This window comes from Sporosarcina cyprini (genome assembly GCF_022048975.1).
Classification (GTDB): Bacteria; Bacillota; Bacilli; order Bacillales_A; family Planococcaceae; genus Sporosarcina; species Sporosarcina cyprini.
In genome coordinates this window covers 158,139-184,721 of sequence record NZ_JAKMHX010000013.1, presented here as the reverse complement: position 1 = coordinate 184,721, position 26,583 = coordinate 158,139, and the positions used below count along the sequence as shown (strand labels likewise).

At 45.1% G+C, this 26,583-nt stretch carries 29 protein-coding genes and 1 pseudogene; 28 read left to right on the top strand and 2 right to left on the bottom strand.

The genetic code is table 11. The features are described 5' to 3' along the window. From L7D49_RS03170 to L7D49_RS03130, 9 genes and pseudogenes are all read left to right on the top strand, one after another. Positions 1-318 (top strand): hypothetical protein (locus L7D49_RS03170; protein ID WP_238079359.1); only part of this gene is annotated, 318 nt, incomplete at its 5' end. A 130-nt stretch (positions 319-448) separates the two neighbouring features. Next, positions 449-703: a hypothetical protein gene (locus tag L7D49_RS03165; RefSeq protein WP_238079358.1), complete on the top strand. Its 255-nt coding sequence runs from the start codon at positions 449-451 to the stop codon at positions 701-703. Positions 704-801: 98 nt separating this feature from the next. Continuing rightward, the gene (locus L7D49_RS03160) at positions 802-1,350 is read left to right on the top strand and encodes a hypothetical protein (protein WP_238079357.1); all 549 of its coding nucleotides are present in this window, start codon (positions 802-804) and stop codon (positions 1,348-1,350) included. A 213-nt stretch (positions 1,351-1,563) separates the two neighbouring features. Further along, complete coding sequence (locus L7D49_RS03155) at positions 1,564-1,953, top strand: phosphoribosylaminoimidazole synthetase (RefSeq protein ID WP_238079356.1); 390 nt, start codon at positions 1,564-1,566, stop codon at positions 1,951-1,953. 100 nt (positions 1,954-2,053) lie between these two features. Next, a pseudogene (locus tag L7D49_RS03150) lies at positions 2,054-2,296 on the top strand (hypothetical protein); the annotation flags it as partial. Between the two features lie 469 nt (positions 2,297-2,765). After that, positions 2,766-4,190, top strand: coding sequence for an aspartate ammonia-lyase (aspA, locus tag L7D49_RS03145; protein WP_238079354.1), 1,425 nt, complete (start codon positions 2,766-2,768; stop codon positions 4,188-4,190). Between the two features lie 157 nt (positions 4,191-4,347). Continuing rightward, on the top strand, positions 4,348-6,087 hold the full coding sequence (locus L7D49_RS03140; RefSeq protein WP_238079353.1) for a LytS/YhcK type 5TM receptor domain-containing protein: 1,740 nt from the start codon (positions 4,348-4,350) through the stop codon (positions 6,085-6,087). Continuing rightward, positions 6,084-6,812: a LytR/AlgR family response regulator transcription factor gene (locus tag L7D49_RS03135; protein WP_238079352.1), complete on the top strand. Its 729-nt coding sequence runs from the start codon at positions 6,084-6,086 to the stop codon at positions 6,810-6,812. The genes L7D49_RS03140 and L7D49_RS03135 overlap by 4 nt, the downstream gene beginning before the upstream one ends. Before the next feature lie 131 nt (positions 6,813-6,943). Then, a complete protein-coding gene (locus L7D49_RS03130) occupies positions 6,944-8,398 on the top strand; it encodes a carbon starvation CstA family protein (protein WP_238079351.1) in 1,455 nt (484 codons plus the stop codon). Positions 8,399-8,485: 87 nt separating this feature from the next. On the opposite strand, the gene L7D49_RS03125 is transcribed toward L7D49_RS03130, so the two are convergent. After that, complete coding sequence (locus L7D49_RS03125) at positions 8,486-9,232, bottom strand: DUF3888 domain-containing protein (protein WP_238079350.1); 747 nt, start codon at positions 9,230-9,232, stop codon at positions 8,486-8,488. A 137-nt stretch (positions 9,233-9,369) separates the two neighbouring features. Between L7D49_RS03125 and L7D49_RS03120 the strand changes: the two genes are divergently transcribed. The 4 genes from L7D49_RS03120 to L7D49_RS03110 are packed head-to-tail and all read left to right on the top strand — an operon-like array spanning position 9,370 to position 11,554. Next, positions 9,370-10,254, top strand: coding sequence for a DMT family transporter (locus L7D49_RS03120; RefSeq protein ID WP_238079349.1), 885 nt, complete (start codon positions 9,370-9,372; stop codon positions 10,252-10,254). Positions 10,255-10,280: 26 nt separating this feature from the next. Continuing rightward, positions 10,281-10,406, top strand: coding sequence for a hypothetical protein (locus tag L7D49_RS20155; RefSeq protein ID WP_269135831.1), 126 nt, complete (start codon positions 10,281-10,283; stop codon positions 10,404-10,406). A gap of 17 nt (positions 10,407-10,423) precedes the next feature. Further along, on the top strand, positions 10,424-10,774 hold the full coding sequence (locus tag L7D49_RS03115; RefSeq protein WP_238079348.1) for a GNAT family N-acetyltransferase: 351 nt from the start codon (positions 10,424-10,426) through the stop codon (positions 10,772-10,774). Positions 10,775-10,810: 36 nt separating this feature from the next. Beyond that, complete coding sequence (locus tag L7D49_RS03110; RefSeq protein ID WP_238079347.1) at positions 10,811-11,554, top strand: MerR family transcriptional regulator; 744 nt, start codon at positions 10,811-10,813, stop codon at positions 11,552-11,554. A gap of 63 nt (positions 11,555-11,617) precedes the next feature. On the opposite strand, the gene L7D49_RS03105 is transcribed toward L7D49_RS03110, so the two are convergent. Further along, complete coding sequence (locus tag L7D49_RS03105) at positions 11,618-11,941, bottom strand: YbjQ family protein (RefSeq protein ID WP_238079346.1); 324 nt, start codon at positions 11,939-11,941, stop codon at positions 11,618-11,620. Between the two features lie 121 nt (positions 11,942-12,062). Between L7D49_RS03105 and L7D49_RS03100 the strand changes: the two genes are divergently transcribed. The 15 genes from L7D49_RS03100 (at position 12,063) to L7D49_RS03030 (ending at position 26,553) form a co-directional block, all read left to right on the top strand. Further along, positions 12,063-12,482, top strand: a complete 420-nt coding sequence (locus tag L7D49_RS03100) for a GyrI-like domain-containing protein (protein ID WP_238079345.1) — start codon at positions 12,063-12,065, stop codon at positions 12,480-12,482. 30 nt (positions 12,483-12,512) lie between these two features. Next, on the top strand, positions 12,513-13,067 hold the full coding sequence (locus L7D49_RS03095; protein ID WP_238079344.1) for a GNAT family N-acetyltransferase: 555 nt from the start codon (positions 12,513-12,515) through the stop codon (positions 13,065-13,067). Between the two features lie 64 nt (positions 13,068-13,131). After that, positions 13,132-13,857: a MerR family transcriptional regulator gene (locus tag L7D49_RS03090; protein ID WP_238079343.1), complete on the top strand. Its 726-nt coding sequence runs from the start codon at positions 13,132-13,134 to the stop codon at positions 13,855-13,857. A gap of 117 nt (positions 13,858-13,974) precedes the next feature. After that, positions 13,975-14,223, top strand: a complete 249-nt coding sequence (locus L7D49_RS03085) for a hypothetical protein (protein WP_238079342.1) — start codon at positions 13,975-13,977, stop codon at positions 14,221-14,223. A gap of 227 nt (positions 14,224-14,450) precedes the next feature. Further along, positions 14,451-15,044, top strand: a complete 594-nt coding sequence (locus tag L7D49_RS03080; protein WP_238079341.1) for a hypothetical protein — start codon at positions 14,451-14,453, stop codon at positions 15,042-15,044. A gap of 97 nt (positions 15,045-15,141) precedes the next feature. Further along, positions 15,142-16,338: a class I SAM-dependent rRNA methyltransferase gene (locus L7D49_RS03075; protein ID WP_238079340.1), complete on the top strand. Its 1,197-nt coding sequence runs from the start codon at positions 15,142-15,144 to the stop codon at positions 16,336-16,338. Positions 16,339-16,618: 280 nt separating this feature from the next. After that, positions 16,619-17,914: an ABC transporter substrate-binding protein gene (locus L7D49_RS03070; protein ID WP_238079339.1), complete on the top strand. Its 1,296-nt coding sequence runs from the start codon at positions 16,619-16,621 to the stop codon at positions 17,912-17,914. A 51-nt stretch (positions 17,915-17,965) separates the two neighbouring features. Then, positions 17,966-18,787: an HAD family hydrolase gene (locus tag L7D49_RS03065; protein WP_238079338.1), complete on the top strand. Its 822-nt coding sequence runs from the start codon at positions 17,966-17,968 to the stop codon at positions 18,785-18,787. 23 nt (positions 18,788-18,810) lie between these two features. Then, complete coding sequence (locus L7D49_RS03060; protein ID WP_238079337.1) at positions 18,811-19,893, top strand: ABC transporter ATP-binding protein; 1,083 nt, start codon at positions 18,811-18,813, stop codon at positions 19,891-19,893. A gap of 1 nt (position 19,894) precedes the next feature. Next, positions 19,895-20,764, top strand: a complete 870-nt coding sequence (locus tag L7D49_RS03055; protein WP_238079336.1) for a carbohydrate ABC transporter permease — start codon at positions 19,895-19,897, stop codon at positions 20,762-20,764. Positions 20,765-20,779: 15 nt separating this feature from the next. Then, positions 20,780-21,604 (top strand): carbohydrate ABC transporter permease, encoded by an 825-nt coding sequence (locus L7D49_RS03050; protein WP_238079335.1) that lies wholly within the window; start codon positions 20,780-20,782, stop codon positions 21,602-21,604. A gap of 272 nt (positions 21,605-21,876) precedes the next feature. Then, positions 21,877-22,611, top strand: a complete 735-nt coding sequence (locus tag L7D49_RS03045) for a glycerophosphodiester phosphodiesterase (protein ID WP_238079334.1) — start codon at positions 21,877-21,879, stop codon at positions 22,609-22,611. Then, a complete protein-coding gene (locus tag L7D49_RS03040) occupies positions 22,612-23,583 on the top strand; it encodes a glycosyltransferase family 2 protein (protein ID WP_238079333.1) in 972 nt (323 codons plus the stop codon). Further along, positions 23,555-23,941: a GtrA family protein gene (locus L7D49_RS03035; protein ID WP_238079332.1), complete on the top strand. Its 387-nt coding sequence runs from the start codon at positions 23,555-23,557 to the stop codon at positions 23,939-23,941. The genes L7D49_RS03040 and L7D49_RS03035 overlap by 29 nt, the downstream gene beginning before the upstream one ends. Next, entirely contained in the window at positions 23,938-26,553 is a 2,616-nt protein-coding gene (locus L7D49_RS03030; protein ID WP_238079331.1) for a YfhO family protein, read from the top strand. Before L7D49_RS03035 ends, L7D49_RS03030 begins: the two co-directional genes overlap by 4 nt. The last annotated feature ends 30 nt before the right edge of the window (positions 26,554-26,583 follow it).

The following is a 26,583-nucleotide window of genomic DNA, read 5'->3' as shown; positions in this document are numbered from 1 at the left end:
GAAACAATAATAAATTATGAAGATCGTGACATGATTCTAGAATGGGAAAATGGATTAAGGATTATTGGCGAGTTAGATACAGTTTTCGAAACGGATAATGGATTAGATGAGGATGATATAAATTATACAGAATATGATGCAGCTGTATTTAGAGTAAGCAAAATTTTATCTCATCCTAGTAAAAACAAAGGCGGTTTATATGATTGGTTAATACAAGAGAAAGGTTCATTGGTTGAAATTTCTCTCTATGATGACCCTCCAAGTGCAATTTTTTTAACTAACGGACAAAGTGTATGGAAAAGGGAAAATCAGAAATAAAAACGATGCATTAAACATATACCTTGATTGGCTAAATGCCTTTCAAGGTTTTATAAATGGTGAAGAATTAAAAGGCAAGAATTAAGAGATGCGACGCATTTTTATTTTAAAAAGTAGGTGAGAGAAAGTGTTGGCTGCAAGCTTCCAAGATGTTATTGAAAATTTCGACTTTAAAGATAGCGTGGTTACTGAAGTAAGATGGTCTGACAACCTAATGGACCTGATAGTTAATGTTGATTATTATTGGGATATTCAAGATGGGCATGATACTACAAGAATATTGAAGATTATTTTTGAAAGCTGCCAAAAAGTTGATTTCCAAATTAGCGGCGAAATTCCCTTATGCCCCGATTTAGTATGTACCAATGTAAAATTGGAGGAATAGGACTGTTTATAGACCTTGAATGCTTAATGTCTTCAAGGTTTTTTTGATAAATACTTACAAGGTTTTGCTACAAAAATAATGAAAGACGAGGTTATATAATGGTTGAAAGGTTAACAACGTCAATAGTACTGTATGGTGAAATTGGTTCCTTAAATTCAAATAAATGGTTATATTTTTATAACTATGTATTAAATTTTATTAAGTCAATAAATTTGTCCTCGAATTATATGGCTGTTTCTAGTGAATCAATTAAGAGTAGCAAAATTTCTCCTATAAGAAGAGGAGAAAAGAACTTATTGAGTGCAATCGAAAATAAAGAAGAAATTTCATCGTTATCTATATATAGTCTTCCGGATAATTTTGAAACAGCTGCTTATGATTATAATGCATATATATGTAGGACAAATAGATTAAAATATTCACATATAATAATCACGTTACCTATTGAGATATATATATATAAATTGACTATAAAGATTGAATTAAACAAAGAAACTAGAATATTCTCCGAACTAGAACCGATTAATAACCCTAATCATTCAAGTCAATTTTACTTCGATAGAGCGGCTCAGAGAATGGTAAGATGTCTGGTTAAGGAAAGCACTGTATTTCCTGAGAAAATGACATTTGAATCCCCAGGAGTTTAACTTGATTGGCTTTATGCCGTTCAAGTTTTATCTTAGTTGATTGAGATAACGAAATATTTAGAGGGAACTTTTGATGACAATTAAAGCTTCACATGAAAGGTGAATACCTAGTGCGTGGATTGGATAAAAAAAGAAAATATTTCTAGTAGCAACACCAACTACATCAGAAAAGTTTGGTGACAATAATTTAAAATTGTTGGGAAGTGAAGTGAATTGAACATAAAATGTGAAAAAGATAGAGGGTATATATTTAGCCCTAAAATTGTTAGAGAAGGTAATGAAGCGGAAACTAAATTTAATGGTATCTCTTTAGGTATGATTTATTGCGTTTACGGTACAATGCTCTACGAAGAAGGAGTCTACTATCTCATCTATGACGATTTTGAAATGCCGAATTGGTATCCAGCTGATTTGTTTACTGTGACATCGGGTTCTCTTCCTGAACAATGGTATTTTAAATATTTTGGTCAAAGTGAAAATCCAAGTGCTATATGGGGATATTATGAATTAGTGAATGTTGATAAACATTTTGATGGATTAGGTGAGCAAGAACAAGACGAAATAGATGTATTTCTTAAGAGAAAGAGTGAAATGTACAAATAAATATGTATTATTTGAAGGCGGTTTGCGGGAAAAGGTCAACTACTACCCAACGGTAAAAAAGAAAGAGTAGACCAATCAGAATAAAAGAAGAGGATTGTTTATGGAAGCAGACTCTTTATTTAAAACATTGATAGAGCATGAAGGTGTAGAGATCATAATAGAGTGGAACAGTGGATTAAGAATTGCAGGCAAAACAGTCACATTTTTTGAGTCAGACAATGGATTAGATGAGGATGATCCCGAGTACGCAGAATATTATGCAACTGTATTTCAAGTAATTAACATTTTATCACATCCTTCTACTAACGAAGGAAGTATGTGTAATTGGTTGAAACAAGAAAAATGCAACTTTAGCTGAGCCCGTTATCTCACATAAGAAAAAGAGTGATGGACCGACCAAAAGGACTTTACGTCTTTGAGGTTTATTTTTTTGCAAAACCTAATAATCCTCATGGTTTAAAGGGAAACTAATATTGTATGGCTCATTTTATCTTCTCAATTATCCAATCAACCTAAGTTGGCTAGCGTGTTTGCAGCAGTTAGGATTGTCTCAAAAAAATATCATATGGTTTTTACACTTTCCTTCGAAAAAGCATGGCATTGCTAACATAAAAGGCGTACCATTAGAGGGGTGACTTTGCGTGGTCCGGTCGAGAGTCCGATAAAGGGACGAAGACAAGGGCGGCGTGAGCAAAATCATACTATCATGCGCCAACTGAAAGCATTTGGATAATGCCTGAATTGGTCAGACATCATACATCTATAGTGAAGGAATGCCTTTTTGGCGATGATCGAGAGGAAGGAACAGGATAATGAGTGAACTAGCTGGACGTATCGAACATGATTTTTTAGGGGAGAAAGAGATTCCGAATGATGTGTATTACGGAATTCAAACGATGCGGGCAACGGAGAACTTCCCGATTACGAAGGAACGCATGCATCCGGAGTTGATCCGTGCCATCGGCGTGGTGAAGAAAGCGGCAGCCATCTCCAATCACTTTGTTAATGATTTGCCGAAGGAATTGGTCGTGGCGATTGTTCAAGCGGCAGATGAAGTGATTGAAGGGAAATTGGTGGATCATTTTATCGTGGATCCGATTCAAGGGGGCGCTGGCACTTCATTTAACATGAATGCGAATGAAGTCATTGCCAACCGTGCGCTTGAGATCATGGGCCAGCCGAAAGGCGATTACAGCATCGTTAGTCCGAACAACCATGTGAATATGTCTCAATCTACAAATGATGCATTTCCGACAGCTATCAAAATCGCGGCACAACGTCTTGTGAACGAGCTGTTGGAAGCGATGGATCAGCTCGTGGATGAGCTGAAAGGGAAAGAGCAGGAATTTGACGGCATCATTAAGATGGGAAGAACTCATTTGCAGGATGCGGTTCCGATTCGCCTGGGACAAGAGTTCGGCGCTTATCGCAGTGTCATCGAGCGGGATATTGAGCGTATCGCGCGGACGAAACCACTTCTTTCTTCCGTTAATATGGGAGCGACTGCCATCGGTACTGGGTTGAATGCGAATGCGGATTATATCGAAATGGTAGTCGATCAATTGAGCTCCATCAGCGGATTGCCTTTGCAATCGGCTGGGAATCTGATTGACTCCACGCAAAATACCGATGTCTATACGGAGCTATCTTCAGCGCTGAAAATCTGTATGATTAACCTTTCGAAAATGGCCAACGACTTGCGTCTCATGGCATCAGGTCCGAGAGCCGGCTTCAGTGAACTTAATCTTCCAGCCAGACAGCCAGGTTCCTCGATCATGCCGGGGAAAGTGAATCCGGTTATGGCTGAGGTGCTGAACCAAATCGCTTTCCAAGTAATCGGCAACGATCACACGATCAGTTTGGCTTCCGAAGCGGGCCAATTTGAATTGAATGTAATGGAGCCAGTGCTCGTCTATAATCTCTTGCAATCGCTGACGATTATGAAGAACGGAATCCAGGTGTTCCGGGAATATTGCATTAGCGGGATTACTGCAAATGCGGAGCGGATGAAAGAGTATGTGGAGAAGAGCATCGGTACATTGACTGCACTCAGCCCGTACATCGGCTATGAAATGTCCTCGAAAATCGCGCGGGAGTCGTTTGAAACGGGCGTGCCAATCAAGGAACTATGCCTTCATTACGAGGTATTGACGAATGAAGAACTGGATCGGTTGTTGAACCCGTTCCAGATGACTCAATTGAAAAATCGGGACCAAGTTGATCTCCAACTAAAATAATCCGAAGAAGCCGCCATCTCATTTTGAGGTGAACGGCTTCTTTTTATTGAAAGGATAGAGATATCCCTTTCACTAGTTTACTGAAAATAATGATTTATAACGGAGCAGTGGTAACGTATAATGGTGTACAAATGAATGGACTGCTGGGGGAATGAACGTGTTAGATTTACTAGTCATTATGTTGGAACGGGTCGGCACGATTGTGGCGGTGGCGTTCATCTTAACACGTTTCCGGTTTTTTAAAAATATGGTGCACCAAGATCGATTGGACCGGAAACAAGAGATGACTGCCATCTTGTTTTTCGGTTTTTTTGGCATCATCGGCACCTATTTTGGTGTCGCTTTCAATACGCAAACGTTGCATTTCAATAGCGTTTCTATTGAATTGACGATGGACGAGGCCATCGCCAATTCTCGGGTTATTGGAATTGTCGTTGCAGGGCTTTTAGGGGGATACCGATTAGGAGTTGGGGCCGGTTTGATTGCCGGCATACACCGGATGTCACTTGGCGGGTTCACTGCGATTTCCTGCGGAGTGTCTACCATTATTTCCGGCTTGCTTGCCAGTGCGTTTTATAAGCGCGGCAAGCATACAAAACCAGTCGCGGCTTTCGCTATTGGCGCGTTTGCAGAAACAATCCAGATGGTTTTGATTTTATTAATATCAGACCCATTTGAGAAAGCGCTGTCACTCGTGCAAACGATTGGATTGCCGATGATCCTGGCGAACGGTATCGGGACGGCTTTGTTCATGCTGATTGTTTACAATGTCATTGGAGATCAGGAGAAGGCGACAGCCATGCAAGCGCAGAAAACATTGCGGATTGCCGATCAAACCGTGGGGCATTTGCGAAAAGGGATGAATTCGGAGACGGCATTGGCGGTTTGCAATATTTTGTTCCGAGAACTGCAGCCGAGTGCAGTGGCGATGACAAATCGAACGGAAATCATGGCGCATGTAGGAATTGCCGATGACCATCATCAGACGGACAGCCCATTGCAGACGCATATTACAAAGGAAGTGCTCCGGCATGGGCAGCTTGTCGTGGCAGATGAAATGTCCATTCATTGTGTGAGGGAAGATTGTCCGCTTGGGGCGGCGGTTATTGCGCCGCTGAAATTACGCGATGAGACAGTCGGTACATTGAAGCTGTATTATCCTTCGGCGAAAGCTATTACGGATGTGAGCATCGAACTCATTTCGGGGCTCAGCGCCCTGCTAAGCAACCAGCTGGCCATTGCGGAGGCGGATCGGGCATACCAGCTTGCGAAGGAAGCGGAGATCAAAGCGTTGCAAGCGCAAATCAGTCCGCATTTCTTATTTAATTCCATGAATATTATTGTGTCTCTTATCCGTACAAATCCGGATGAAGCAAGACGCCTGCTCACATCGTTATCCTATTTTCTCCGTCAAAATCTGATGGGGACTACGATGGAAAAGGTGACGTTGGAACAGGAACTGTCTCATGTGAAAGCGTATTTGGAAATTGAGGAAGCGCGTTTTATCGATAAATTGCAAGTACACATTGATGTGGATCCAGCCGTATTGCAAGAAACGGTGCCGCCGCTCACCTTGCAGCCGCTCGTGGAAAATGCCATAAAACATGGAATCCGGGATATGGAGCGGAATAGTGTGGTGCGATTGATCATCCGGGATGTCGGAGACGCCATTGATATTATCGTGCAGGACAACGGCAAGGGAATCGCGGAGGAAAGGCGAGTGCTGCTTGGCGCGGAAAAGATGGAATCCGATTCGGGTACCGGCATGGGGCTATACAATGTCAACCGCCGATTGCTCATGACGTTTGGCAATCAGTCTGCACTGCATATCGGAAGTGAAAAAGACAAAGGGACAGAAATTTCATTTCAAATACCGAAAATGGGGGTGGCCGTATGAACCGGACAATTCGTGTTGTTGTAGTTGATGATGAGCGTTATGCGCGCGAGGAGCTCGCATACTTACTCGGAAAGCATGCATTCATCCAAATAGTGGGCGAGGCGGATTCGGGGGAAGCGGCGATTATGAAGGCGATTCAGCTCCAGCCGGACGTTCTGTTCCTGGATGTGGAAATGCCGAAAATGTCCGGAATGGAAGCGGCCAAGGCATTGCTTGGATTGAAAAAAGTGCCGCTTGTTGTATTCGCGACGGCATATCCCCAGTTCGCGGCGGAAGCGTTCCGGATTAACGCCGTGGATTATTTATTGAAGCCGTATGAGGAAGACCAGGTGACACAAACGATTATCCGCATTCAAGAGAAGCTGATGCCGAAAGAGAGTCCTGACTTGCGTTTAGGGAAGCTGGCAATTGAACTCGATGGAGAAATCGATTACATCCCGATCCAAGACATCTTATACATGTTCCGTGATGAGAAACTGACGAAGATTATCACAACACAGATGGAATATGACGTGAGGATGACGCTCAAGGAGCTGGAGAGCCGGTTGTCCTCCTATTCCTTCTTCAGGATTCATAAAGGATATCTCGTCAATTTGCTTCATGTCAGGCGTTTGACGCCATGGTTTAATGGGGCATATCAGCTGGAAGTCGAGGGGCGCGCCGAGAAGTTGTCGGTGAGCCGCAATTATGTTCGGGATTTACGGCATCGTCTGGAACTAACCTGAAATACACGATAATCTGCCATTCTGGCATGTTGCGCTGAATTCAAAGCATCTTATGAAAATATGTCCTATTGTAGGAAGATTTCCTCTAAACTGAATGAAACCGCTATCATTGGGGGAAGGGGAAGATAGGTATGATTACGTTTTTATTTGGTATTTTATTATTGATCGTCGGTTATTTCACGTACGGTAAGTTTATCGAGAAAATGTTCGGCGTGAAGGAAGACCGTGCGACACCAGCGTATACGAGTGCAGATGGGGTCGACTACGTTCCGATGAGCACGAAAAAGAACTCACTCATTCAATTATTGAACATTGCAGGGGTCGGACCGATCTTTGGACCGATCATGGGTGCGCTGTACGGGCCGGTTGCTTTTATCTGGATCGTCTTTGGCGCGATTTTCGCTGGAGCCGTTCATGATTACTTAACGGGAATGATTTCCATCCGTAACCGAGGTGCACATTTACCGGAACTGGCAGGGAAGTTCCTTGGCGGGTTCATGAAGCACGTTGTCAATGCATTTGCTATTCTTTTGTTAGTTTTGGTAGGTACTGTGTTCGTTTCGGCTCCTGCCGGATTGCTATACTCATTGATGAACGGCTGGATGGCAATGGGGATTATCGTTACGCTAATTTTTGCGTATTATATCTTCGCTACGCTCTTGCCGGTTGATAAGATTATTGGAAGGCTTTATCCGATTTTTGGCGCTTTGCTTATCATTAGTGCGGTCGGAGTCGGCGGTATGATGATTATTAAGGGTGTTGACATTCCAGAATTGACACTTGCGAATTTGCATCCTGATAATTTGCCGATTTTCCCACTATTGTTTTTGACCATTTCTTGCGGTGCGTTGTCTGGTTTCCATGCGACACAATCGCCGATTATTTCTAGGACGACACAAAAGGAAGGCCAAGGACGCAAGATTTTTTACGGCATGATGATTGCGGAAGCGATTATTGCGATGATCTGGGCGGCAGCTGGCATGTCCTTGTTCAACGGATATAATGGGTTGAACGAAATGTTAGCGGCAGGCGGACCTGGTTTAATCGTCAGCGAAGCGTCAACAATGATGCTGGGTGCAATTGGTGGTACTCTGGCAGTTCTAGGTGTTATCGTGTTGCCGATTACTTCAGGAGATACGGCATTCCGTAGCGCACGCATGATCGTTGCGGACTATTTCAAAATGCCGCAAGTGAAAATGACGAGCCGTCTATGGATTGCAGTTCCGATGTTTGTCATTTCCATCGCTTTGACACAAGTGGATTTCAATATCTTATGGCGTTACTTCTCATGGGCAAACCAATCGACTGCTGTTATCGCTTTGTTTGTCGGAGCTATGTACTTGTTTATTGCAGGTAAGAATTATTGGGTTGCTCTTATTCCGGGGACGTTTATGCTCATGGCGACAAACACCTATATTTTGAACGCCAGCATCGGATTCGGCTTGCCGATGAACGTTGCATACATTGGCGCAGGTGTCATTTCCTTCTTCATTGTCGCACTGTTCTTTGCAGCGGCTATTCGGGCTAGAAGAGCGCAGATTCCGCTCGAGGAAGATATTTCGCACTGGAAAGGTGCAACACAATAATCCTTCACATGTAAGGAATGAAAAAAAGAGGCAGGCGTTGTTCAACAGCGCCTGCCTCTTTCTCGTATGTTAACAAAAACAAGTCCCTCACATATACCACAGCAGATCCGCCTTCATCTTCTTACCTTTTGCACTCTTCTTGTCGACAACCTGCCACTGGCCATTTTCGTTTTTCAGTACATATAGCATATTGGTGCCATCGGATTTCTTAAAGACAATGTATCCTTCCGTCTCTTTCAAATAGGTAACAGGCAGGATGACATTTTTATTCGGAGGCTGTATGCCGGGATTCAAAATGTTAATGACGATGTCCTCTACGATGGCTTGAAGTGTATTGAAATCATTATTTTGTTCAGCCTGGTATTGCAACTGAGGGTACGTGTATTTTTCGAACGGCAAGACATTCAGATGAAAGGAGTGGGTAATATCCATTAAAACATCTTTGTAAAACTCATTGACCTTCCTTTCTTCTTCATCTCCTTCATGTTCTACTTCAACCAATGCAACACCGTCTGTTTGAATCTGAAACGTCATCTTTTCGGTTCCATAAGGTGGATTATCAGCGTTCTCAAAGGTTTTGATTTCCACTTGTACAGTAAAATCGAACCCTTCCTTTTGGTTGCGCTTCATGCTTACGATCGAGGCATCATTCAGTCGGTATGATTTTAAGTAACCATATTGTTGGATGATTCCTTCTGAAATCGAGGGGGCCAATGTGGTGAGAAACGCATCTTGAATCGTCTGGGACTCGATTTTCTGGTTCGCTTTCAACGTTTGAGGGAGTGCCAATAAAAGCATTCCGGCCAGCAATAACATCATGTATGTCTTTTTCATTGAGGATTTCCTCCTAAGTGGTGTTGTTCTTAGGATTTCCCATGAAAGCAAAACAATGCACAACTTTCGAACATATGCTTTTTCCTTGCGGCAATGCGATATAATGGTTGTATCCAAAAAACGTAGCGGGGGATTCGATGAAAAAGTATATAGGTGAAATAGGACTTTTATTGACAGCGATTATTTGGGGAAGCGGATTCGTAGGGAGTGCCATGGCGCTCGAATCATATACCCCTTATCAAATACTGGCAGGGCGGTTTTTAATTGGGGTCATTATTTTAGGCGTTGTGTTTTTCCCCAAGTTGAAAAAGATTTCAAAGAGCGTTCTCTGGAAAGGGGCCATTTTAGGTGTGTTCCTCTACATTGCATTCGCTTTGCAAACGGTCGGATTGCAGTACACGACGCCTTCTAAAAATGCATTTTTGACTGCAGTTAACGTGGTCATTGTCCCGTTTATCGGGCTATTGATTTATAAAAGGAAGCTCGATTTGTTTGAAGTGGGCGGCGCTGTTTTGGCAATGCTTGGGGTAGCTGTGCTGTCCCTGCAGCTGTCAGCCGACATCAATCTCGGCGATTTTCTTTCCTTATGCTGCGCAATTGCGTTCGCGTTCCATATCTTCTACACCTCTCGATTTGTGAAGAAGGAAGATGCCATCCATTTGACAATTGTCCAAATGGGAACTGCGGCCATCATTGGTTTTGTTGTTGTATTGGCTAGAGGAGAAACATCGTTTGACATGCAGCCGGAAGCTCTCACGTCGTTATTGTATTTAGGTGTATTTTCAACGACTATCGCGTTTTTATTACAAACGGTTGCACAGAAATTCATTTCTGAAACGAAAGCCGCCATTATCTTATCAACTGAATCGTTCTGGGGCATGGTGTTTTCCGTCATTCTACTTGGTGAAATTTTAACACTTCGCATGGGAATTGGTGCGATTTTGATTTTAGCTGCTATCATCTTGTCGGAAACAAAACTGGCCTTTTTGACAAAAAGGAAAGTGAAGCGGACTATCGGGTAGACGCTATTTAAAAGGGGACGAGGAGCATGGGGGCTATTACTATTGAGCCGCTTACGAAAAGAAATTGGGAAGAGGCGATGGCAATCGGGGTTTATGATAGCCAGAAGTCGTTCGTCCCATCGGTCGCGGAATGTTTGCGTTTGCTTATTTGAAGCCTTGGGATGAAGCGTTGGATCCATATGTTCTTTTAGTAGATAAAACGATCATTGGTGTTTTTTATCTTTCCTACACACCTGACAGCAAGGACAATTATTGGATTGGCGGATTTCAAATCGATAAGAGGCACCAAGGAAAGGGGTATGGATCGCAAGCACTACTACAAATCGTGAAGTTTGTAAAAGAGCGGCATCCCGCATGTTGCCTGCTTTCCTTGACAGTCGAAAAAGACAATCTGCATGCCATCCATCTATATGAGAAGTTCGGCTTTACTAGTGAGAAGAAAGAAAACGAGTATGCAGAAGTGATTTATACGTTCGATTTAGAGAAAAATATTTTCGGAAACGAATTGACTCGTCCCTAACAGACAGGTTTAGAGTGGAATAAAAGGAGGGTGTGTATGCTGTCGATTGGAAAAACAGCTAAGCTCGTAGGGGTGACAGTGAAGACGATTAAACATTACGAGGACATTGGGCTTATCCAACCGGCTTTTGTCAATCCCGATTCGGGCTACCGCTTTTATTCGCAGCACGAGCAGCAACAGCTTGTCCGTATTCGAACGTTGAGGAGTTTTGGCGTTTCCTTGGCCGACATTTTACGGGAAGGGGATGATCAAATGGACTCGTTATTACGCGAGAGAAGACAGCAAATTAAATTGGAAATTCAGGAACTGCAAGGAACAATGGAAGCGATTGAACGGAAACTGACCAAGGGGGACAATCAAATGGATACACGTATTGTGGAAAGCGGCGGATTTACAGTGAAAGGATATCAGGTGATCGGACCCGTATCGGATATTCCGGCGAAATGGGCCATTTTGAATGAGGACATTAAACAGCATGAGGTAGTGGCAGAAGAGTCGTTCGGTGTTTGTTTGAAGATGGAAGGCGATACGATTCACTACATCGCCGGACTGAAAGAAGACTTGGCACAAGAGTTGCCGGGATCAGATGAAGTCGTCATCCCAGCAGGCCGATTCATTGTGGCAAAGGTCGAGGGTGGCATACCGGGAATTCCAGCAACGTATGATGCGATTATTCAGATGGAAGATATTCAACTGCGGGATTGCTATGATTTTGAGCGATACGTCCATCCAGTCGGGGCAACGGAGGATGTTATTGAAATTTGGATGCCAATTGAGTGATTACTAGCGATGAATAATAGTAAGGGATAAGCAGTCCGTATAGAAGCTGCTTATCCCTATTTATTATTCACCGTCCTGATACGTCACAGCCGTCCCAGTTGCGATACACATCATCATGCCTTCACGAACGGTTTCAAAATCCAAATCAATGCCGATAATGGCGTTGGCCCCTAATCTTCTGGCGCGTTCCTCCATTTCGTTCAATGCGATTTGACGTCCTTCCGCAAGTTTATCCTCATAGGCGGCACTGCGTCCTCCGACGATATCCGTGACAGAGGCGAACAAATCCCGGACGATATTCGCTCCCATGATCGCCTCGCCTGATACAATCCCGTGATAGGTCACAATCGTTTTACCTTGCAATACATTTGTTGTTGTCTGTAACAAAATCATTCCTCCTTTGTCTTCTTCTTTACGTCTCTAGTATAACGGAAGTTCCATAATTAAGAAATTTATTGTAATTCCCAAACTACCTCCCGTATAGTAAATAAAAAAGGGGGAATGGAACATGGAAAAAAGGATTGAAACAATTGAAGGATTTACTGTTGCGGGATTTGAAATAAAGGGGTCAGTCGAAGAGATTCCTGCCTTGTGGGACAAGTTAAATGCTATGTTGTGTGACAAAGAGATAGCGGCAGATGATTCATTTGGCATCACGATGGCTATCAACGGCTCAGAATTTCATTATCTGGCAGGTGTTAAGGCCGAATGGACGGAAGGTGTAGAGGGACTGATAAGCCTCACAGTGCCTGGCGGCCGCTTCATCGTCGGAACAGTAGAAGGGGGAATCGAGATGATTCCGGCCATGTTCGATACACTGATGCAAACACCGGATGTTGAAATGCGTTATAGCTATGGGTTTGAGCGGTACATTCATCCAGATCCGTCAAAACCGTATGAAACGGAAGTTTGGGTTCCGATTGAGTAAAAGTTTCTAATGAAAAATGGAGGGATTCAGATGGTTACGATTGTACTCGCGCCTCATCAAGTGAAGTATGCTGAAGCCATCTCAACGTTGTCGTCTGCTCCAGAAATACGGGATGCGTTAGGGCTCAGTGCGGAGCAGACATCCAGAGAAGGGACGGAAGGTTTTATTACGTTTATTCAGGAGCAGGAAAACGAGGGGAAGCAATATTCGAGAGTCATACTGGACGATCAGGAAAACGTCATAGGCGTAATCACGCTAAAAGAATTAAATCCGGTAAAGAAAACAGGCCATATCGGAACGTGGATCGGATATCCCTATTGGGGAAAAGGATATAACGAAGCAGCTAAGCGGAAGTTATTATATACGGCCTTCACGGACCTTGACTTAAATATTGTTTTTGCAGGGGCGAAAAAGAAAAATGGGCGCTCACAAAGGGCACAAGAGAAGCTCCCTTATATCAAGTGTCATATGGAAAAGGAATATCCTGAAGAACATATGAACTTGGAAGCGCAAGTAGGAGAAGCTTGTATTCTGAATGTCATTGAAAAAGAGACATTTTTGAAGTGGTATCACAATAAAGAGTGATTTCTCTATTGACTCTTACGTAACGTCATACTTTATTGTAAACAAGGAAGGGAGGCGACGGAAATTGAAAGTGAAAGAAGTAGCAGAACTCTCGGGGGTCAGTGTGCGTACGCTGCATCATTACGACGATATCGGCCTGCTCGTTCCCGAGGATGTGACGGATGCCGGGTATCGACTGTATTCGGATGATAATGTGGCGACGCTCCAGCAAATTCTTTTTTTCCGTGAGCTAGGTTTCCCTTTAAAAAAGATAAAGGAATTGCTCGAACGTCCGTCATTTGACCGGCTGGAAGCATTTGAGCTGCAGCGTGAGATGCTAGTGGCGAAGCGTGGTCAGCTGGATGCCATGATTGCGACGATTGACAAGACGCTGCGGGCAGAGAAAGGAGAAATCAAAATGACGAATGAAGAGAAGTTCCGAGGATTTGATTTCAAAACGAATCCTTATGAACAGGAAGCGCGCGACCGATGGGGAGATGAAGCGGTAAATCAGGCAAATGAACGGATTGCCGGTGTGGAAGATGAATTGCAGGATGGGATGAATCGGATTTACACCAAGCTTGCCGAATTGCGAACTGTCGATCCGGCATCTCAAGAAGCGCAAGAGGCGATCGGGGAATGGTTTCACTTCCTGAACCGGATGGGACATTATTCGCCGGAGGCATTTGCTGGATTGGGTGAAATGTATGTAGCAGATGAACGGTTTACAAAAAACATTGATAGATTTGGTACGGGTTTGGCTATTTTCATGCGCGATGCGATGAAAGTGTATGCGGACCGCCAGTCCTAACAGAACGGGCATTGCCGCTTAGGCAGTGCTTTTTTCAATAGAAGCATTTTAAATCGACAAATAATAGCGGATGTACTACGATATGGATAGTGTCATAGGAAAGGGGCGGGGGAAAAGGTGTCAATCCATTTGATCTTGGGAAGAACGATTGGAAATGAAAAAATTATTAAGCGGCTTCAGGCTGAAGGGAATCACGCTATTATCGTTGTCGATGAAGCGCATAGCGGACCGCCGATAGATGAGGGAGATCTCCTCATTTATTCGCCTACTGATGCAGCCAAATATGTAAAGATGCACAAAGATGTAATTATCCATGCTTATCGTTGCCGCTCCCCTATTATGAATATTGATCGGTATGAATTTTAAACGCAGCCAAGTTCTGCGTTTTTTTAACCCCTCCAAGATTAGTTCGTTAAGCGAAACTCTTCCGATAGATGAAACTTCTTCCACCTGCAAAACGTATAATAGAATAGATAAACAAACGGCATGCAACTACGTCCGGAGTTGTAGAGAATTTCCGCCGATAGACGGTTTAGCTTCCCAAATAGTTGGTGCATACTGGTAGAGAGATAGACGAGTTAGGGGTTGGGATTATGGGGAAATCCATATATATCGTATTGACGGATACAGGAACGTTGCTCTCCAAAGCGATCGGCATGTATACGAGGAAGGACTTGAACCACGCCTCGATCGCATTTGATGAACATTTGACTGAGATATACAGCTTTGGCCGGAAGCAGCAGTACAATCCGTTTATCGGCGGGTTTGTAAGAGAGAACGTAACAGACGGCATATTCCGGGACGCTGATTGCGCCATCTATCGTTGTGAGGTCTCGACGGAGGCATACATGCGGATCAGGCAGAAAGTCCGGATGTTTGAGTTAAATCAAAAAATGTATAAATATAATTTTATTGGATTATTTGGTGTAGCCTTGAACAAGGAAATTAGGCGGAAACGCGCTTTCTTCTGCTCGCAATTTGTCGCAACTGTCATGCAGGAGAGCGAAAATCACCGTCTTGGTACGACACCATCTTTGACAATGCCACATCACCTGGTGGATATGCCCCATTTGGAATTGGTGTATGAAGGCGAGCTGCAACATTATTTGAATACCACTAGGGGTCCGGTGGAGACTCCGATCCGGATTGGCCTATTGAAAAGCCTGGCGTTCCGGCTACTTGCATAAAGAAGCTTCTTCTTGCCAAGGGGAGGCTTTTTTCGTTTTCGCATTTTGTGCGAATCCGTGCGATAATGGGAAGAAATGAAGATTAAAGGATGACACGATGACAAAAACAATAGATGTACAAGTAAACGCACAAAGTACGGCGGCTTTTAAAAAAGGCTATCCACTGATCTTGAAGGATGCCGTAGTCCAGCCAGAGGTCTTAAAAGAAGAAGGAACGATTATCCGTTTAGTGGACAAGTACGGGAAGTTTATCGCAAAAGGCTATTATGGCAACCAAAATAAAGGTGTCGGCTGGGTGTTGACCCGGAAGGACGAGGAGCCGATCGACTTTGCGTTTTTCGAATCACGCATGAAGTCCGCTTTTGCAAGACGTGAACTGTTGATGGAAGACCCCGAGACAAATGCGTTTCGCCTTTTTAATGGAGAAGGGGACGGAATCGGCGGCCTGACAATTGATTACTTCGACGGTTACTACGTAGTCAGCTGGTACAGCGAGGGCATCTACTCGATGAAACACCATGTGTATGGCGTGCTGGATAAGCTTGTGGAATATAAGGCGATTTACGAAAAGAAACGCTTTGATGGGAAAGGCCAATACGTCGAACAGGACGACTTCGTAAAAGGGACCCCAGGTGACTTTCCGATCATCGTCAAAGAAAACGGCATGAACTTTGCTGTGGACTTGAATGACGGGGCAATGACCGGAATTTTCTTGGATCAGCGTGATGTCCGAAAATCCATTCGGGATAACTATGCAGAAGGTAAAAACGTCTTGAATACATTCTCTTACACAGGAGCATTTTCCGTTGCCGCGGCACTTGGCGGTGCAGTCAAGACAACGAGCGTTGACTTAGCGAAGCGGAGCTTGCCGAAAACAATCGAGCAATTTAGCGTGAATGGAATTGATTACGAACAACAGGACATTAAAGTAATGGATGTGTTCGACTATTTCCGTTATGCAAAGCGCCATGAGTTGAAATTCGATCTCGTCGTACTAGATCCGCCGAGCTTTGCCCGTTCGAAGAAACACACATTCAGCACAGCGAAAGATTACCCGGCCTTATTGCAGGATGCTATCGCAATTACTGCAAAAAAGGGTATTATTGTCGCTTCAACAAACAACGCAAGCTTTGGCATGAAGAAGTTTAAAACATTTATTGAGAAAGCATTCAGCGAATCAGGATCTACGTATAAGATCTTGGAAGAGTCCTCGCTGCCGAAAGATTTCCGCACGAACCGGGACTTCCCTGAATTCAATTACTTAAAAGTCGTTATTTTGCAGAAGTTGAAATAAGGTATGAAAACCATCTCCGAGAGGGGGTGGTTTTTTTGTGTGCTCGGAGCGAGGGGGCAGGAAAATACGGGGGATGTAAGTGGAAACGGGTATGTGAACGATCTATTAATTTACGAAACTTACGAAACCTTAACATAGGGAGGATATGGGCTTAACAATTGGACCGTAGAATATGGGCTGTAGGGAGGCAAGCCATGGAGGTGGGGTTGACTGTAAAGATGAAACCCGTTTGCAGCTTGTTCATTTAAAAACTACCAATCAATCAACTGGAGGGAACAAATTGAAAACCATTTGTAGAATGCTTGGATTGCTGGCGCTGATGATGGTGCTTGGCGCTTGTGGAGACAAAAAGGAAGACAAGGCAAGTTCGGAACACAAAGTGTCGGCGGATAGTGGCAGGACAGAGATCACATATTGGTATGCATTCGGGGATAAAATCGGTGAAAACAATGAAAACCTCGTCAAGATGTTTAATGATTCGCAAGATAAAGTGCTGGTGAAGGCAGAGTTCCAAGGAAATTATGCCGATCTGCATTCGAAGACACAAGCGGCATTTGCTGCGAAAAATGCGCCTGAAGTGACGTTGAACGAAATTGCTTCCATCGGTGTGTTTGCGCGCTCCGGCATGACGGAAGATTTGACGCCTTTCATCGAGCGGGATTCGGATATTATGTTGAATGACTTTAATCCAGGGTTGATGGGCAACTCGTACGTAGATGGGAAAATCCATGGACTGCCGTATTTGCGCAGTACACCGATCCTTTACATGAATGTCGATATGCTGAAGGAGGCGGGACTTGATCCGGCTGGACCGAAGAATTGGAAGGAATTCGAAGAGTATTTGCGCGCTTTGACGGTTGAAGGAAAGTCTGTCGGGATGAGCATGCCAGTCGATATTTGGTTCTTCGAGGCATTTGTCGGAGCTGGTGGCGGCGACATGTTATCTGAGGATGAAAAACAAGTGACGTTTAACGGCGAAGCAGGCGTAGAGGCATTGGAGTTCTGGAAACGTCTGTCCAATGAAGGTGTTTTGAAGATTCCGGCTGGTGATGAGGCGTCCGCGCAGGCGGTCCAAGACTTTGCTAACGGGAGATCCGCGATGATTTTTGGATCGACAGCTGGCCTGACGAACAACTTGTCCATAGCAAAGGAAAATGGTTTTGAGTTAAATACAGCATTTATGCCAGCAAACAAAGTAAATGGTGTGCCGACTGGCGGTGCGAACCTTGTCATGACGGCAGGACTGTCTCCAGAAAAGCAGGAGGCGGCTTGGGAATTCATTAAATGGATGACAGCGAAAGAGCAGACAATCTATGCGAGCACATACACAGGCTACTTGCCGAGCAGATTATCCGCTGTGAATTCAGAGGAAATGCAAAATCTCTATAAGGAAACGCCTCAATATAAAGTGGCCGTCGATCAGCTTGAGTTTGGAAAAGCGCGTCCAATGGCAGACAGCTACCCGGAAATCGCAACGATTTTACGAGATGAAATCGCCAGATGCCTATTGGAAGGCACATCGCCAAAAGAGGCATTGGACCAAGCGGCGTCACTCGCCAACCCACTATTGAAATAAAGGCGCTCGGGGAGGCTGCCCTCCCCTTGCCTATTTAAAAAGGAGATGATCATGTTGAACTGGCTGGATGAATTGAAAGTGGTCATATTCGATCTGGATGGAACGTTATATCAGGATGATGCTTTTTTGGGCCGCTATCTTGCCTATATGCTGGAAGGGACTTTGGATGAAACAGAAGCTGCAGAAGTCGTCATGGAAGCATACGACATACTGGATGGAAGTCACTCTGTTCCGTTTGGATGCTTTTTTGACCGTCAGCAACATGTTGTGTACGAACATGAGAATTTCGAACCGACAGCCAGTTTTACATGGGAGGGCCTAAAGCAAGAGGAGAAGGAAATTGACCCTGCCTCGTTGCTGTTCATTGGAGATGTGTGGTGTGTTGCACACGTCTATGCAGAAAAATACAAGGTGCCTGCAGAGAAGCGGGCGAGTGCCTTTGAAAAAGTCCGTTATGAGATGATTCGCCAGCCGCATGGAATACGTCTGCATTCCCCTTTATTCGAAAGCATCCGGGCAATGAACGTAGAGCGGAAAATTTTCATGACGAATACACCAGGGGAGACCGGCCCTGCTTTCGTTCATTATTTAAATATCGGTACGCTGTTTGATGATTTCGTATTTGACGCGAGAAAACCGGTCGGCATGGAAACTATGGTCAAGAAACTGATCGAGGAAGGGTACGCTCCTCATGAGATCCTTTCAGTCGGAGATAATCCATTCAATGATTTGGCGCCAGTGAAACGCTTAGGCGGACGGACGTGCCTTATTTCACCGTATAGCCATTTCGGAGGTCATGCGTGGGATGGAGTGGTACAGACCGTGGAGGAGCTCGCTGCCTTTTTGCGCCAACCCTCTGCAGTGAAACTATGATCGGAAAAAGGAGATGAACGACAGTGGCGGAAATCAGGCTCGAGAATGTCGTGAAACGATTTAATGAGGATGAAGTGGTGAAGAACTTGAATCTGACCATTTCAGATGGGTCATTTACAGTGATCGTCGGCCCTTCCGGATGCGGGAAATCGACTACGCTTCGAATGATTGCCGGCCTGGAGTCACCGACGAGCGGCGACATTTGGATCGGCGACCAATGCGTTACGAATGTGGAGCCGGGGAAGCGCAACATCGCGATGGTGTTCCAAAACTACGCTTTGTACCCGACAATGACTGTGCGAAAGAATATTGAATTCGGCTTGGTAAATAAAAAGGTTCCGAAGGCAGAGCGAGAAGCATTGATTCAGGAGATCAGCGACATTGTTGGTCTTACGGAACACTTGGACAAAAAGCCGCAGCAGCTATCGGGCGGACAACGGCAGCGGGTGGCACTGGCCCGAGCGATGGTCAAGAAGCCAAAAGTATTTATTTTGGATGAGCCGCTGTCCAACCTTGACGCGAAATTGAGGGGGCAGATGAGACGTGAATTGATCCAGCTGCATAAGCGGCTTGGTACGACATTCATATACGTGACGCACGATCAGGTGGAAGCCATGTCGATGGGCGACCAGATCATTCTGTTGAATAAAGGCGTCGTGCAGCAGGTGGATTCCCCGATGAACATGTATCATGATCCGAATAATGTATTCACAGCAGAATTTATCGGCACTCCGGCAATGAACATTTTGGAGAGGGAGCGCCTTGAAATTTTCCTGCCAAGTCTATTGGACCGTGTCCGTCACGTTGGTTTCAAGCCAGAACACGCGCATATTAGCGCGGAGATGGAGAAGATGCCTGATCATCTGGTGATGAAAAGTGAAATCATTACAACCGAAACGCTTGGAGCGGAGACAATCTATACCGTTGTGAATCAAGCCGGCACAATGAACATCAAAAGTTTTACGGAACCGATCACGGATACGCAGAAAGTATATATCGCCATTCCGTTTGATCATTTGTACTTCTTTGACGAGAACGAGCAACGAATTCGCGCAACGGAAGTCCATATGGAAGCGCCAATGCCGGCAATGGTCGGAGGGGCTTGAGATGAGCTTAGGAAAAGCAAGGCCGTACATGATGATTTTCCCTGCCATTTTGGTGTTCACGCTATTTTTCATCTATCCAATCGGCTACATGATTTATTTAAGCTTCCATGATTGGAACTTCATCAGTCCAGATAAAAACTACGTCGGCTTTAACAATTTCACGGCGCTGTTACAAGATGCCAAGTTTATGCAGGTGCTTCGCAACACGTTCATTTATTCTGCGTTGACCGTTTCACTCACAATCAGCATTTCGTTGCTGCTGGCTTTATGGCTGAACCGCAAAGGCGCGATGTATGGTTTTGTCCAAGGGGCAATTTTCAGCCCGCATATCATTTCCCTCGTCTCCATCTCCATGCTGTGGATGTGGCTGATGGACACGGATTACGGCCTGCTCAATTGGTTCCTGAACCTATTTGGTATCTCGAATGTGCCGTGGCTGACAAATCCGAAGACGTCGTTATTGTCGCTCATTATCGTGGCGGTATGGAAAGGGATCGGGTATTACACGCTCATTTTCATTGCTGGCCTGCAAAGCATTCCGAAGGATATATACGAGGCTGCAGCACTGGATGACACAAGCAAGGTGCGGACGTTTTTCAAATTAACGCTGCCAATGCTGTCGCCAACTCTATTCTTCTTAACAATTATCGGGTTGATCGGCTCATTCCAAGTGTTTGAGACGATTTCCATCATGACAGGCGGCGGCCCGATTAATTCGACAAACACGATCGTTTATTACATTTATGAAAACGGCTTCCGTTTCTTTAAGATCGGTTATGCATCGACTGCAGGGGTCCTTCTGCTTGGCATCATTGGAGTATTTACAATCTTGTATTTCCGGCTATTATCACGGAAAGTCCATTACCAGTAAGGGGGAAGGAAGCAGATGAAAAAGAATCCGCTATGGAAGGTCCTCAATGGCATCGGGTTACTGATTTTAATCACAATATTCGCACTGCCTTTCGTCTGGATGATTTCCACCTCATTTAAGACATTGGGGGAGACGATGGTGTTTCCGCCAAAATGGATTCCAGACACCCTGCTTTGGGAAAATTTCTCGAAGGCCTGGAATTCAGGGCCATTCTTAAAATACTTCTTTAATAGCACCATTGTGGCGCTCGGTATTCTCGTGTTGCAATTTGCGACCATCATACCTGCTGCCTACGCGTTTGCCCGGTATAAATTCAAAGGCAGCAATTTCTTTTTCGGAGTGACGATGGTGACATTGATGATTCCGACACAGCTCATCTTTTTGCCGGTTTACCTGCAAATGAGTGCATGGGGTTTGCTTGACTCGTTATGGGCGCTCATCTTGCCATTTGCGTCGAGTGCATTCGGTATCTTCCTGTTGCGCCAGTCGTTCAAGCAAGTGCCGGAGGAGTTATTGGAGGCCGCACGACTGGATCAGGCGAGCGAATGGCAAATTATTATGCGGATTATGATTCCAATGGCGAAGCCGGTGTTAATCACCTTTGCGATGTTCAGCTTCATCGCCCATTGGAACGACTACTTTTGGCCTCTCGTCATGACGACGACCGATGCCTCGAGGACATTGCCGCTCGGCATTTCTAAGTTGCGTGAAGTGGATGGCGGTGTGGCATGGAATGTTTTAATGGCCGGCAATCTCATTCTTGTGGTGCCGATTCTATTCGTCTTCTTCTTCGCTCAACGGCAAATTATCCGTGCTTTTGTGTATACCGGGGTGAAGTGAGGAGAAAGGTTTCTGTTTATAAGTGGGGGCATAGTGTGCTTATGCTCGGTTACGGTAGGGTTATGCGCGGGTGGGCCTGGCTTATGCGCGTGTGTGATTGTGTTATGCGCGGGTGCCAGGAGGTTCGCGGGGGTCTCCCTAATCAAAACAATCCTCTGGCGCGCGAAATGCTCTTGACCAATCAAGTTTGGTTGAGTAGTTGGAACAATGTAGAACGCAATCCTGTTAGGTAAGCAAGTCTTCATTTATTACATCCGAAAAGGGGTTATAGCATGCGAAGATTAGTTGCACATCGAGGGTGGTCGGGCAGGGCGCCTGAGAATACGATGGCTGCTTTCATGATGGCGCTCGGTAACGATACCGTTGAAGCGATTGAGTTGGACGTGCATTTGTCGAAGGATGGCGTGCCGGTCGTCATTCATGATTTTACGCTGGAGCGCACGACGGATAGAAGTGGGCTGGTCGGGGATCACACTGTGGAGGAGTTACAACAGCTAGACGCAGGTTGTTGGTTTAACGGGCGTTTTGCGTATGAGCGCATTCCGACTTTGGAGGATGTCCTGTTGCTAGCAAAGGGTAGGAAGCGCCTGTTAGTTGAATTAAAACAGAAAGCCGGTTATTACAACGGATTGGAAGAGAAAGTGGTAGAGCTCATTCAACGCCATGGCATGACAGAGGAAGTGCTTGTCATTTCATTCGATCATGTATCCTTGCAGCAAGTGAAAGCTCTCGATCCGTCCATTGCGGTTGGTCCTATCTTTCTTGGCTTGCCAACGTTGATTGCCGAGCAAGTCAGACGGATGGAGGCGAGTTATATCGGCATCCATCATGAGTTCTTGTCGAAGGAATTAGTAGAGGCGGTGCAGCCGCTTGGGATTGAGCTTGGCGTCTGGACAGTCGATACTGCGGAGGATCTAGAGAGGCTGAATCGGCATTCCGATTCACTTGTCATTACAACTAATTTTCCGGAGCGACTTGTAACTCAACAAGAGAAAGTAGGTGTCTAAATGGATCAGCTGATGATTTCGTTCGTTATCCCTTCTTACAATGAAGCAGGGAATATTGCCTCGGTCATGGATGCCATTGCAAAAGAAATGCGTCATCAGCAGGCCTATTTTGAAGTGTTGTTCGTTGATGATGGAAGTACGGACGGGACGATGGATGAAATTCGAAGTGTGCTTCTTACGTATCCTGAAGCAGAGTATGTATCTTTCACACGGAACTTTGGGAAGGAGGCCGCCATCTTGGCTGGCTTGCAGCATGCGAACGGGCAGGCCGTCATTATTATGGACGCTGATCTGCAGCATCCCCCTTCTTTGATTCCCGAACTACTGCAAGGGTTTGAGGAAGGATATCATCAGGTCGTTGCAAAACGGAACCGGAAAGGGGATTCCAAAGTCCGTTCCTTTCTGTCGAGCTCCTATTATCGTCTCGTCAACCAAGCAATCGATGTCCGCCTGAGCGACGGGGAGGGAGATTTTCGGCTGCTTAGCAGAAAGGCGGTCGATTCCCTGCTTTTATTGAGTGAAAGCAACCGTTTTTCAAAAGGATTGTACGCTTGGATCGGCCTTGAACAGAAGACAATTACGTATGAAAATGTTGTGAGGCAGCATGGCGAGACAAAATGGTCATTTGGAAAGCTGCTCAATTATGCAATCGACGGCATCGTCTCCTTCAATACGAAGCCGCTCCGTCTCTGCTTCTACATGGGCTTGCTTTCGCTTGGGGCAGCGTTGCTATATATCGCCATTACATTACTTGGCATATTTAAAAATGGTGTTGCTGTGCCGGGTTATTTTACAACCATCTCATCTGTCCTGTTCCTCGGAGGCGTGCAGCTCGTATCGTTAGGTATTATCGGGGAGTATGTCGGGCGGATTTACAATGAAACGAAAAAGAGGCCGCATTATTTGGTCGGCCAATCGAGTACCGAAGTGAAAGGGAAACGGGATGTCCATGCGTCGATTCATCACTTATGAATTTAATAAATTCGCGCTCATCGGCATTGTGAATACAGGTGTGTACTATGCCCTTTACTTGGCCGGTCTTCATCTTGTCCATGTACCGTATGTGACGGCGCATTGGGTGGCTGTCGTTATAAGCATGATCGGTTCCTTCTTCTTGAACTGCTATGTGACATACGGAGTGAAACCGACATGGGCACGGTTTGTCCGCTTCCCACTGACGCAGGCTGTTAACGTGTTGGTCACATTCATCCTGCTATTTTTGCTGGTGGAATGGTTTGGCATGAACAGCAGTGCAGCTCCGATTGCGGCTCTTTTCGTGACGGTGCCAATTACTTTCGTTGTGACAGGGAAGGTGTTGAAAGCAGCATGAATGGTTGGAAGCATCCGAAACTTATACTCGGGATGGCTTGTCTTGCAGTGGCCATCCTAAGCCATCTCTTTTTCTTGTCGGAGTTTTTTCAAGACAGGTACATGACAGGGCTCAATGACGGTCTTTCGCAAATGATCCCATTCAAGTATTTCCTCTACAACTTATTCACGGAAGGAGAGTTTTTCTATTCGGAGAGCTTCGGACTTGGCGGAGGAGTCTTCTCGCAGTTAGGTTATTACTTCTCAACATCCCTCGTCTTCTATGTGACGGTCCTAATTACATTCCTTCTGGAAAAGATGGGCTGGATTTCTACACCGGATCTTTTTTACTGGGCAAATATCATACTCGTCATCAGTATTTTACGGATGACGTGCATTCTGGCATTGACTACATATTATTTTAGAAAGATCCGTTTCGCCAAGCTTCCCGCATTTATTGCGGCAACTCTGTACGCAACGTGCGTCATGTATTTCCGGCACGTGACGTATTGGGAATTCTTCGCGGATGCGATGCTATTCCTGCCGCTCCTTCTTATTGGCGTGGAATCCGTAATGCGAGAGGGGAAAGTGCGCTGGTTCATTGCCGCGTTGGCATTGAATATGATTGATAATTTCTATTTTGCGTACGTGAATTTTTTAATTGCGGGCATATATATCGTGTTCCGCTGGTTGTTTCCACTCTTTTTGGAGGAGACGAAAAAAGGAAAGCAGATCAAGCTGTTTCTGTTCGGCGGGCTAACAGGTGCCGGGCTCAGCGCTCCGTTTTTCATTCCGTCGGTATACGGTTATTTAAACAACTATAGGCCTCTTTTTGAAGATGCCATTCCATTGATTGGACCGGTAGATAATTTACTGCTGCATGGTCGGCTTATCATCTTGCCGGCATTTGTGGTGCTCTGTTTATTCATCGTTCCTCTATATAAAAAACGGGCGTTCCGCTTTTTTGCTGTCTTAACGATCACGTTATGCGTATTGCATTACAGTCCGATGGTCGGAAGTCTTTTCAACGGGCTGTCCGCTCCGCAATATCGCTGGGAACACTTCCTCGCTCTTGCAGCAGGCGGCGTGGCAGGAGCGGCTTTGCATCATTTGAAACTAGTCAGGTGGCGGGATCTGTTGATTGCCAGCGTCGCTAGCACTGCATTGTATGGGTTGTTTTTTATTGCTGATCCAAAGCTGAAAATAAAGTTTTATGAGTCGTATTTAATTATTTGTGCTGCTGTGACAATGGTGATTTTGCTGCTGTATGTCCTGAGGCGGAAGCGCTGGGCATTTTGGATGACGGCCGGCTTTCTAATTTTCTCAACGCTCCTTACGGCAAACATGTTCCAACAAGAGAAATTGACATATCGAGATAACGGGAAAAATAAGGGACCCTATTATGGCATCACGCGGGAGTACATGGAAAGTGAAGAATACTACGGAGTCGATCAGCGAACATTGATCCGCAAATTGCAGGAGATGAAAGATGATCCGCAAGCGCGTATTGATTGGATGGTCGATACCCGTAATAATACGCCGATCGTTCAGGACTTCAAGGGGATGAGTGTCTATTCTAGCATTTTGAATAAACACCTGTTGTATTTCTATTTAGACGATCTTGCTATTGATATGAGACGGGAAAGTGTAAGCCGCTATGCCTCTCTTGGCGATCGTGCCAATCTGTATGCCATATTGAACGGGTCCTATGTAATTCGGAAAGTTGGGGAAGAGAAGCTTGTGCCGTTTGGATTTAAAGAGATTGCCCGAGAAGGGGAGTATGTAGCGTATCAGAACGAGTACAGCTTGCCATTTGTGCGCACGACTTCGGCTATATACCAGGAAAGCGACTTGGAACGGGCGCCTGCGCTTGCGAAGGAACGAGCAATGCTGCAAGGAATCGTGCTGGAGGATGCCGCAAGCCAAGCGTCTTCTATTCCGGAACTGATGAACTTGATGGATCGTGCCGCGTTGGAACCGGTGGGCGGAACATATGAAGATGGCGTACTTGACGTAACAGAAGAGAGCGGAGGACTCGACGTTATAGTTAATAAGCCAGAATTACTGAAAGAAGATGTATTTCTATCGTTCTTCATTCAAAGGAAGAAGAATGACAAAGACTATATGATGACGGTCAATGACTTTGAGACGGAACGGAAGAAAAATGATTCCATCTACCGGACGAATGTGAATGAACTGACGATCCGTGTGCCGGCAGAGGAGAGGATCCACATTCGCCTCCCGAAAGGAAAATATGATGTGCGAGATTTTGCGTTGTATACAGAAGACTACGAGATCTTAAAAGAAGCGAAAAAAGAGAGCGTAGACAAACCGCAAGCCGTTGTCACATGGACTGGACATCATGCGAGTGTGAAGGTGGATAATACCAAGGGAGATTCGCATGTGGTGCTGCCGATTCCATATGAGCGCGGATGGACTGCGAAAGTCAATGGAGCAAAACAGGAAATTCTCCGTGCAAACTATGCCTTTACGGGACTTGAAATAGAGGATGGAATGAATGAGATTGAGCTGACGTACTATCCGCCGTTCTTTAGAGAATCATGGGCAGTGGCGGGTGCCACAGCAATTTTGTTGGCAGGGATTATGTATGGGAGACGGAAAAGGAAGAGATGAGTTGAAAAGGCACTTGGGTTATGTCCCGAG

Excerpts from the sequence above, each read along its gene's own strand:
- L7D49_RS03160 (WP_238079357.1), top strand. The coding sequence starts at position 802 with ATGGTTGAAAGGTTAACAACGTCAATAGTACTGTATGGTGAAATTGGT.
- aspA (WP_238079354.1), top strand. The coding sequence starts at position 2,766 with ATGAGTGAACTAGCTGGACGTATCGAACATGATTTTTTAGGGGAGAAA.
- L7D49_RS03135 (WP_238079352.1), top strand. The coding sequence starts at position 6,084 with ATGAACCGGACAATTCGTGTTGTTGTAGTTGATGATGAGCGTTATGCG.
- L7D49_RS03130 (WP_238079351.1), top strand. The coding sequence starts at position 6,944 with ATGATTACGTTTTTATTTGGTATTTTATTATTGATCGTCGGTTATTTC.
- L7D49_RS03125 (WP_238079350.1), bottom strand. The coding sequence starts at position 9,232 with ATGAAAAAGACATACATGATGTTATTGCTGGCCGGAATGCTTTTATTG.
- L7D49_RS03120 (WP_238079349.1), top strand. The coding sequence starts at position 9,370 with ATGAAAAAGTATATAGGTGAAATAGGACTTTTATTGACAGCGATTATT.
- L7D49_RS20155 (WP_269135831.1), top strand. The coding sequence starts at position 10,281 with ATGGGGGCTATTACTATTGAGCCGCTTACGAAAAGAAATTGGGAAGAG.
- L7D49_RS03110 (WP_238079347.1), top strand. The coding sequence starts at position 10,811 with ATGCTGTCGATTGGAAAAACAGCTAAGCTCGTAGGGGTGACAGTGAAG.
- L7D49_RS03100 (WP_238079345.1), top strand. The coding sequence starts at position 12,063 with ATGGAAAAAAGGATTGAAACAATTGAAGGATTTACTGTTGCGGGATTT.
- L7D49_RS03095 (WP_238079344.1), top strand. The coding sequence starts at position 12,513 with ATGGTTACGATTGTACTCGCGCCTCATCAAGTGAAGTATGCTGAAGCC.
- L7D49_RS03080 (WP_238079341.1), top strand. The coding sequence starts at position 14,451 with ATGGGGAAATCCATATATATCGTATTGACGGATACAGGAACGTTGCTC.
- L7D49_RS03075 (WP_238079340.1), top strand. The coding sequence starts at position 15,142 with ATGACAAAAACAATAGATGTACAAGTAAACGCACAAAGTACGGCGGCT.
- L7D49_RS03065 (WP_238079338.1), top strand. The coding sequence starts at position 17,966 with ATGTTGAACTGGCTGGATGAATTGAAAGTGGTCATATTCGATCTGGAT.
- L7D49_RS03055 (WP_238079336.1), top strand. The coding sequence starts at position 19,895 with ATGAGCTTAGGAAAAGCAAGGCCGTACATGATGATTTTCCCTGCCATT.
- L7D49_RS03050 (WP_238079335.1), top strand. The coding sequence starts at position 20,780 with ATGAAAAAGAATCCGCTATGGAAGGTCCTCAATGGCATCGGGTTACTG.
- L7D49_RS03045 (WP_238079334.1), top strand. The coding sequence starts at position 21,877 with ATGCGAAGATTAGTTGCACATCGAGGGTGGTCGGGCAGGGCGCCTGAG.
- L7D49_RS03040 (WP_238079333.1), top strand. The coding sequence starts at position 22,612 with ATGGATCAGCTGATGATTTCGTTCGTTATCCCTTCTTACAATGAAGCA.
- L7D49_RS03035 (WP_238079332.1), top strand. The coding sequence starts at position 23,555 with ATGTCCATGCGTCGATTCATCACTTATGAATTTAATAAATTCGCGCTC.
- L7D49_RS03030 (WP_238079331.1), top strand. The coding sequence starts at position 23,938 with ATGAATGGTTGGAAGCATCCGAAACTTATACTCGGGATGGCTTGTCTT.